The sequence below is a fragment of the Prevotella sp. MGM2 genome (assembly GCF_002933955.1).
Taxonomy (GTDB): Bacteria; Bacteroidota; Bacteroidia; order Bacteroidales; family Bacteroidaceae; genus Alloprevotella.
The window spans coordinates 1-8259 of the sequence record NZ_BEWW01000258.1 but is presented as its reverse complement, the minus strand read 5'-3'; the positions used below and the strand labels follow the sequence as shown (position 1 = coordinate 8259).

Sequence of the window (8259 nt, the reverse complement as noted above, 5' to 3'; positions counted from 1 at the left end):
AATTCCGGCTGAAAAACACTGAAAAAGCGGGACTTCCCATAAGGAAGTCCCGCCCCGCTGTTACAAAGATACGATATTTTCCGGCGGAAAGCAAGAAGTGTTAAAATCGTAACAGGCCACAGTCGGCTGTTTTATGGGCACTTTTTGCTTTTTGGAAAAAGGATAATGGCTTTTTCCAAAAAAAATGTAACTTTGCCCTCATAATTAATCATATTGCAAAACCGGAAACCCTTGAAACGGGCGGTTTAAAAATTCATGCTTATGAAAAACAAACACATCCGTGTCAATGTCCGTTCGCTCCGCCAATGGATGGAGGAGGAAAGGCTTGACGCTTTCATCGTACCTTCCATCGATCCGCATAATAGCGAATATCTGGCCGACCACTGGAAAACCCGACAGTGGATCACAGGCTTCACAGGCTCGGCAGGTACGGCTGTCATCACCGCTAAGGGAGCGGCCCTCTGGACGGACTCACGCTATTTCCTGCAGGCGGAGGAACAACTCGAAGGCACACCGTTTGAGCTGATGCGCGAGGGGGTGCCGCAAACGCCCTCCATTGCCGACTGGCTGGACCAACAACTGACGGACGAACGGCGTGTGGGCTATTACGGCGAACTGATGACGCAGGAACTGCTCGACGACATCTTTGGCGGACATGAGCAGGATTTCATACTCAAAGCCACGGAGGGCGATCCTTTCCGTTACATCTGGCACGACCGTCCCGGTATGCCGGCCGGAACGGTAACCATTGTCCCCGACGACATAGCCGGCATGCCGGCCGAAGCCAAGTTGAGGAAAATTTTCGAGATGGGGCGTGAGGCGTGTCCCGAGGCTACCATATTCGTGCTTAACGACCTTTCCGAGATAGCCTGGGCGCTCAATCTGCGCGGATGCGACATCCAATACAATCCGGTGTTTGTGGGGTATCTCATGGTGAGCCGCCAACGATCCACCCTCTTTACCGATCTCGACCGCCTGTCGCCGGAAATCAGAGCTTATCTGGGGAGGATATCCGTTAGCGTGAAGCGTTATAAAGGATGGAAAAATTTCATTGAGGACGCTGCACACGGCGAGGTTTTTGCCTTTCCGCGCACGATGAACTTATGTATGGTGAAACAATGCCGGACGTACCGCATGAACTACCGTTTCATCGACTGGCAGGTACCCCTGCTGCGCGCCGTGAAGACACCGGCCGAGCAGGCCGGCTTCCGCCGCGCCATGGAACTCGACGGGGTGGCCATGGTGCGTTTCCTGCGCCGACTCGAAATAGCTCTTGCAGCTGGCGAGAGCATCACCGAAACCGGTGTGGACGAACTCCTCACGGCCCTGCGCGCCGAAGAGCCGGAATTTAAAGGGCTGAGCTTCGCCACCATAGCCGGCTATGGCCCCCACGGCGCCATCGTCCACTACGAGGCTACGCCCGAGAGCGCCGCCTTACTCCGGCCCGAAGGGCTTCTGCTGCTCGACAGCGGGGCGCATTATAGTTGCGGAACAACGGACATCACGCGTACCATCGCCCTCGGACCGGTAAGTCAGGAAGAGCGGCGCGCCTACACTCTTGTACTCAAAGGACACATCGCCCTGTCGCGTTGTCGTTTTCCTCAGGGCACGACAGGCATACAGCTTGACTTGGCGGCACGCTATGCCATGTGGCAGGCAGGATATGATTACGGACACGGAACAGGACACGGCGTAGGATGCCGGCTGTGCGTGCACGAAGGACCGCAGCAGATACGCAAGAATCTGCGTGCCTGTACGGCCGTGCCATTCCTTCCCGGCATGACAATTACCGATGAGCCGGGCATTTACGTAGCCGGACATTTCGGCGTGCGCATAGAAAATACACTCCTCACCGTAGAGGACGGCGAAACGGATTACGGCCGCTTCTACCGCTTTGAGCCGCTCACGCTCTGTCCTATCGACACAGCGCCCGTCGACCTCACGATGCTCTCGGCTGAAGAGATAAAGTGGCTCAACGACTACCACGCCACCGTGCGCCGGCGCCTCGAACCGCTCTTGGCCGATCCGGCCGACAAGGCATGGCTCCATAAGGCCACTATGCCGTTGTGAAAGGCACTTCCCTCTTGACTCTAATTTCTAAAAAGACATACAACGATATGGAAATAAGAACATCTCATCTCCTCCTGCGGCGGCTGCCCATGAGGCTGGAGGCCGCAGGCATACTGGCGGTACAGGTGATATTGGCTGTGGCCGCCGTCATCTTCACACTCTACACCACCGTAATTCATTATGAAGTGACTCTGAGTGGTAACTATGAAGAGCAGTTGGCAGTAGAGCAACTCAAAAACTTTGCACCGGCCTGGTTTTACATTTGGGTGAAATATCTGGCTTATGTTGCCGTTGCCTGCATTCTTCACACTGCTGTCAAGAACAGTCTTCCGCATCTGAAACGGCTCTCCGGATTGTTTTTTCTCATTGCATGTGCTCTCGTTGTATTATGGCCGGCAGCCGATGCCTTTCCCGGAATGCCCTCGCTCACAGGCATGGGGATGGTGTCGCTCATTGTCCGTTGTCTGGCCATAATAGTTACCATAGCGGAAGTGGTCGTGGCCATGCTTCTCGGCCTTAAAATCAGAAAAAATGCCGCGGGATACCTCAAAACTTACGGCTTTTTACTTGCTTTTCTGCCGCTCCTTGCCGAATTGTCTACATTGGCTTGGTATGCCGGCTCAGCCTTTGCAGACGTGCTCTTCTACGGTTGCATACCGGCGGCGGTGTGCGAAACGTTTTTTCTGACAACCTCATTCTTTGCATTCAAACCGTCAGAAACAAAAAACGACCGTACATTCATTCCGGCATTCGTAATGGCTGCGCTCTCTGCAGTGGTTGCCTTAGGCATCTATTTCTCCCTCTCAAGTTCGGCCATAGAAATAGGCGATGCGGAAACCGAGGAATTATCTGCCGATGACCAGATACAGGGAGAAGAAGACAGCTACGATCCCGAAGCCGGCTATTCCGACGGTACGCAACTGCCGGCGGACAGTATGGAAGCAGGCGACGGAACTTCTGGAAACGATAACATGGGCAGTAACACTGTGGACGGCAGTAAGGCCGCTCCCGTCGATGCCGACAACCTGCCGGAAGGCGATCTCAGCGTAGAACAATAATCACATCCGCTACTGCAGATGTACTCTGCTCCGGCAGTTGTATACTCGTCATTATGCGTCCGGCTATTGAAATAAATAAGACGAAAAACAAAACGACGGTGAAAAACACCGTCGTTTTGTTTTTCGTCTCTTATCCGTATGCGGACTTCTGCACCGTCTGGTGGCAAAACATATTTTGGTAGTTCTCCACGAACTGATGCGGCGTCACTTCTTTATATGCTTCTTGTCTTCGGCAATATCAAAGGATTTGCTCACATCCTTGCCACGATAGCCAATAGTGATAGAGCCACCTCTCTCCTTGGAATAACTGAAATATCTCACATAACCGTTCCCCTCATATCCGGCAGCCTTGAGGGCTTCCTGGCAGTAAGTGTCATAATTATCAATGTAAGGTTTGAAATCAGCATAAGTAGTGATCATGTCCTTATACTTGTCATATCCTTCAATCACCTCCGTACCGGCAAAATCGGTAATGGTCACCTCTTCCGTCTTGTAGGAATTACGCATATCTTTATTATCGAACCAGAAATATCTCTTTATCAGATTCTTGTCGGCCGGATCGATAATCACAGCCGATATGTCGTTTTTGATATCTGTCGTATCGTCAGCAGAATGCGACATATTGATTTCTATAATTTCTGCCTTATCGGCTGTCGTTCCGGCATATTGGAAAATCTGATCGAGGTCCTGGCTGATTTTTTCCGCGCTGGAAAGAAAATCTTTTGATACTTCTTCTTGTGTTTTGATAACGAAACTACAGGCTGTGGCAACGGAAAGCAACAATGCCACTACTGATGATAGAAATACAATCTTTTTCATAAACTTTTGTAATTAAATGAATAAATAATTTTCAAGGGCAAAGATAGAAATATATTATTAAAAACCGACCGATCAGTCGGTTTTTAATGAGGGGAATAGTTCCTTTTATTGTTAAAAGGAGGGGTTGAGCCTGAGAATCTGTCGAAAATAATAGAAAATATGTCGTAATGAAGGAAGATATACGGCAAATATAAAGTGAATGTATGGCAAAAGATTGAGGGTACGCGACTATCGGTATGAGATGTATTGTGAGCGATAGGTGATGTATTGTGAACGGTAGGTGATGTATTGTGGGTGGGACGGGGTGTGCTGTGAGTGAAATGAGGCGTATTGTGAGTGGAATGATATGTATTGTGATGGAAACGGGACCTATTATAGGTGGAACGGAATGCGCGATAAAGGGCAGGGGATATTTGGGCGATCGTATATAGATTATGGCGAATGGCAGGAGAATGTGTTAACGGCCACGAAGATTACTTACTGTCAGGCTTTGATGCGCTCGTATATATATTCAAACGAACGTTTGAGCTCGTCGACGTTGAGTCCGGTGGAAAATGATTTCATGAAGGACATGCCTAGGTAAACGTTGTTGAACATATCGGCGGTTTGTTCGATGTCTGTGTCAGGCTTGAGCTCGCCGCTCTCTATTGCCGCCGCCACGGCATGTCGCCAACTTGTCAGAAAGCGTTGCCAGAAAACTTGTATCCGTACATCGGCTCCGGGGTAGTAGTGGAGGATTTGCGGCATGAAGGAAAAGAAATTGGAGAAAGCCGTCCGTCCTGTTTGCTCCGGGGATTCGGATTTTTTGAGTATGGTAACGTACCACTCCATGGTATGCCGCACATTCTCTAGGAAGTTGTCGAGAAATTCGGCGAAGGTCGCTGCTGGTGTGAACTTGGCGTCTGCGTCGTGTACATTGAAGACGTAACGGTCTACTACGGCCATGAAAAGTTCCTGCTTGGTGCGGTAATAATATGACATGCCGGCTTTGGATAATCCGATGGCTCGGGTGAGCATGGTATAGCTTACTTTTTCGTAGTTGTGTTGCATGAATAGGACAAAGGCGTCCTGCAGAAGTTTTTCACGGGTTATTTTCATTGTTCCTGCTTGTTTTTTTCTTTATTCGGGGAATGTGTGCGGGACACCTGTATAAGGTGCCGTTTCTTTTCTGGGCGGGCGTTTTCCACGGCTGGCTGTTCGGGGTTCAATGACTGGTGGGGTGATTGTAACCCTGGTTATATTTATGAGCCGGGGGCTTTTTCTGAAAAACCGCCCCGCACGCAAAAGGCATACGGGGCGGTTTGACGGTTTTATTGTGTCAGATTGAAATCGGACAATCAGAGCTGAGGACCAGCTGCTACGAGAGCCTTGCCGGCTTCGTTGCCTTGGTACTTCACGAAGTTCTTGATGAAGCGTCCTGCGAGGTCTTTGGCCTTTTCTTCCCACTGTGCTGCGTCAGCATAAGTGTCGCGCGGATCGAGGATGGCGGGGTTTACACCAGGGAGTTCCGTAGGAACAACGAAGTTGAAGTAAGGAACGGTCTTAGTAGGAGCCTTGTCGATAGAGCCGTCAAGGATGGCGTCGATGATGCCGCGTGTGTCGCGGATGGAGATGCGCTTGCCTGTTCCGTTCCAGCCGGTGTTGACGAGATATGCCTTGGCACCGTTCTTCTCCATCTTCTTAACGAGTTCTTCGGCATACTTCGTGGGGTGAAGTTCGAGGAATGCCTGACCGAAGCAAGCGGAGAAGGTGGGGGTGGGCTCGGTGATGCCGCGCTCCGTACCTGCCAACTTGGCGGTGAAGCCGGAGAGGAAGTAGTACTGAGCCTGAGCGGAGTTGAGGATAGATACGGGAGGCAGAACGCCGAAGGCATCTGCAGAGAGGAAGATTACCTGCTTTGCTGCGGGACCCTTGCTGATGGGCTTCACGATGTTCTCGATGTGGTCGATGGGGTAGCTTACGCGGGTGTTTTCGGTTACGCTCTTGTCGGCGAAGTCGATTTTGCCGTCGGCTGCTACGGTTACGTTTTCGAGGAGGGCGTTGCGGCGGATGGCGTTGAAGATGTCGGGTTCGCTTTCCTTGTCGAGGTTGATGACCTTGGCATAGCAGCCGCCTTCATAGTTGAATACGCCTTCGTCGTCCCATCCGTGTTCGTCGTCGCCGATGAGCTTGCGCTTCGGGTCGGTGGAGAGGGTTGTTTTACCCGTACCGGAGAGGCCGAAGAAGATGGCGGTGCTGGTTTCTTCCATGTTGGTGTTGGCCGAGCAGTGCATGGAGGCGATGCCCTTGAGAGGGTTGTAGTAGTTCATCATGGAGAACATACCCTTCTTCATTTCGCCGCCGTACCATGTGTTGATGATAACCTGCTCGCGGCTGGTGATGTTGAACACAACGGCGGTTTCGGAGTTGAGGCCGAGTTCCTTGTAGTTCTCAACCTTGGCTTTTGAAGCGTTGTAGACGATGAAATCGGGTTCGAAGCTGGCGAGTTCTTCCTCAGTGGGACGGATGAACATGTTGGTTACGAAGTGTGCCTGCCAGGCTACTTCCATGATGAAGCGGACGGACATGCGTGTTTCCTTGTTGGCGCCGCAGAAACCGTCGACAACGAAGAGACGCTTGTTGGAGAGTTCCTTCTGTGCCAGTTCCTTAACTACGTTCCATGCTTCCTGAGAGGCAGGTTTGTTGTCGTTTTTATATTCTTCGCTTGTCCACCATACTGTGTCCTTGGAGTTTTCATCCATCACGATGAACTTGTCCTTGGGAGAACGGCCGGTGTAGATACCCGTCATGACGTTTACGGCACCGAGTTCAGTGTTCTGGCCTACCTCGAAGCCTTCGAGGCCTGCCTTGGTCTCCTCTTCGAAAAGTTGTTCGTAAGAGGGGTTGTGCACAATTTCAGTCACGCCGGTGATACCGTACTTGCTTAAATCTAATGTTGCCATAATTGATTATAATTAAAGTGATGAGTTATGTTATCGGGGTTATTGTTCTTTTCTGCCGGACGGCCGCAAACGGCCTTGGGGCTGAACTATCGTTTTGTAGGCGGGGTTCAGACCTTTTCCTTGCGGTAGCAAATTTACAAAAAAGATTTAGCTTTAAAGGTTTTTCGTTTTTTTTGTTGTTCTTATTATTTATTTCTTAACTCATTTTCAGTGTGTCCTGTACCGTAAGAAAGTTTTTTGTCAAGTACGTTTGGCAAAATGCGCTTTAAGGAGAGGCTTTCAGGCGCAGTTGGTGCCGGCAGTGACATTTCGCGGGGCTTCGGTGTTGTTTTTTTGTTTTTTCGTATTTTTGCGCCTGTTAAAATAAATAAGCTAAACGATATCTCTTTATGAAAATCATCAATCTGGAAACAAGTCCCTCGGTGGTGAGCTGCTTTATGGCGCAGTTACGCGATGTGGATTATCAGGGTAGCCGCCCCCTTTTCCGCGGTAATCTGGAACGCATAGGGCACGCCATGGCATACGAGCTGAGCCGCACGCTGGCCTATTCGCCCAAGGAGGTGCGTACGCCGTTGGGCGTGAAGGAAGTGATGACCTTTGACGACCGTATAGTCATCGGCACGGTCTTGCGCGCCGGACTGGCCTTTCATCAGGGTTTTCTCGATGTGTTCGACCAGGCTGACGCCGGTTTTGTGGCGGCCTACCGCGAAGAAGGTTGCCGTGAGGACTTGAAAATCCGTCTGGACTATATGGCCGCTCCGCGTCTGGACGACTGTACCTTCCTGCTTGTCGACCCCATGCTGGCTACCGGCGGTAGTCTTGAGCTGGCTTACAACGCGTTCTTGCGCATGGGAAAGCCGCGCCGGCTCGACATCTGCTGCGTCATAGCCTCCGAGGCCGGCATAGCTCATTTGCAGAAGGTTTTTCCCGGTGACGACGTGACGCTGTGGGTAGCCGCGGTGGACCCGCATCTTAACGATGCTGCCTACATCGTGCCCGGCCTGGGCGATGCGGGCGATTTGTCCTTTGGCGAAAAAGTTTCGCTCTGAAGGCTTTGGCCGCTCACTGATATGAGAACATTTCCTGACGGATGCAGGATGTGCCGACTTTAACATATTTAACTTTCCGAAACACTTCGGCGTGTTAAAATATAGGTTGTAAATAGTGAAGGAGGAAAAGTCGGTATTGGATTTTTAACAAGAATACTTGGAATTTGAATTGCAATACGGGGAATTTTCACGAAAAACAGGGCGGAAAATGGCTGGAATATGCCTCAAAAACACTGAAAAAGCGGGACTTTCCACAAGGAGGTCCCGCTTGGCTGTTACAAAGATACGAAATTTTCCGGCGGAAAGCAAATTGTGTTAAAA

The 8259-nt window shown here is 50.7% G+C and carries 6 protein-coding genes; 3 read left to right on the top strand and 3 right to left on the bottom strand.

Annotation, left to right across the window (positions count from 1 at the left end; translation table 11 throughout):
* The first annotated feature begins 261 nt into the window (after nt 1-261).
* Nucleotides 262-2070, top strand: coding sequence for an aminopeptidase P family protein (locus tag C5S62_RS06405; protein WP_104404566.1), 1809 nt, complete (start codon nt 262-264; stop codon nt 2068-2070).
* A 47-nt stretch (nt 2071-2117) separates the two neighbouring features.
* A complete protein-coding gene (locus C5S62_RS06400) occupies nt 2118-3128 on the top strand; it encodes a hypothetical protein (RefSeq protein ID WP_104404565.1) in 1011 nt (336 codons plus the stop codon).
* 204 nt (nt 3129-3332) lie between these two features.
* On the opposite strand, the gene C5S62_RS06395 is transcribed toward C5S62_RS06400, so the two are convergent.
* The 3 genes from C5S62_RS06395 to pckA form a co-directional block, all read right to left on the bottom strand.
* Nucleotides 3333-3947 (bottom strand): hypothetical protein, encoded by a 615-nt coding sequence (locus C5S62_RS06395; protein WP_104404564.1) that lies wholly within the window; start codon nt 3945-3947, stop codon nt 3333-3335.
* A 483-nt stretch (nt 3948-4430) separates the two neighbouring features.
* Nucleotides 4431-5045, bottom strand: a complete 615-nt coding sequence (locus tag C5S62_RS06390) for a TetR/AcrR family transcriptional regulator (RefSeq protein ID WP_104404563.1) — start codon at nt 5043-5045, stop codon at nt 4431-4433.
* Nucleotides 5046-5284: 239 nt separating this feature from the next.
* A complete protein-coding gene (pckA, locus tag C5S62_RS06385; protein WP_104404562.1) occupies nt 5285-6889 on the bottom strand; it encodes a phosphoenolpyruvate carboxykinase (ATP) in 1605 nt (534 codons plus the stop codon).
* 389 nt (nt 6890-7278) lie between these two features.
* On the opposite strand from pckA, the gene upp reads away from it, so the two are divergent.
* The gene (gene upp, locus C5S62_RS06380) at nt 7279-7938 is read left to right on the top strand and encodes a uracil phosphoribosyltransferase (RefSeq protein ID WP_104404561.1); all 660 of its coding nucleotides are present in this window, start codon (nt 7279-7281) and stop codon (nt 7936-7938) included.
* Nucleotides 7939-8259: the final 321 nt, after the last annotated feature.

Excerpts from the sequence above, each read along its gene's own strand:
- C5S62_RS06405 (WP_104404566.1), top strand. The coding sequence starts at position 262 with ATGAAAAACAAACACATCCGTGTCAATGTCCGTTCGCTCCGCCAATGG.
- C5S62_RS06400 (WP_104404565.1), top strand. The coding sequence starts at position 2,118 with ATGGAAATAAGAACATCTCATCTCCTCCTGCGGCGGCTGCCCATGAGG.
- C5S62_RS06395 (WP_104404564.1), bottom strand. The coding sequence starts at position 3,947 with ATGAAAAAGATTGTATTTCTATCATCAGTAGTGGCATTGTTGCTTTCC.
- C5S62_RS06390 (WP_104404563.1), bottom strand. The coding sequence starts at position 5,045 with ATGAAAATAACCCGTGAAAAACTTCTGCAGGACGCCTTTGTCCTATTC.
- pckA (WP_104404562.1), bottom strand. The coding sequence starts at position 6,889 with ATGGCAACATTAGATTTAAGCAAGTACGGTATCACCGGCGTGACTGAA.
- upp (WP_104404561.1), top strand. The coding sequence starts at position 7,279 with ATGAAAATCATCAATCTGGAAACAAGTCCCTCGGTGGTGAGCTGCTTT.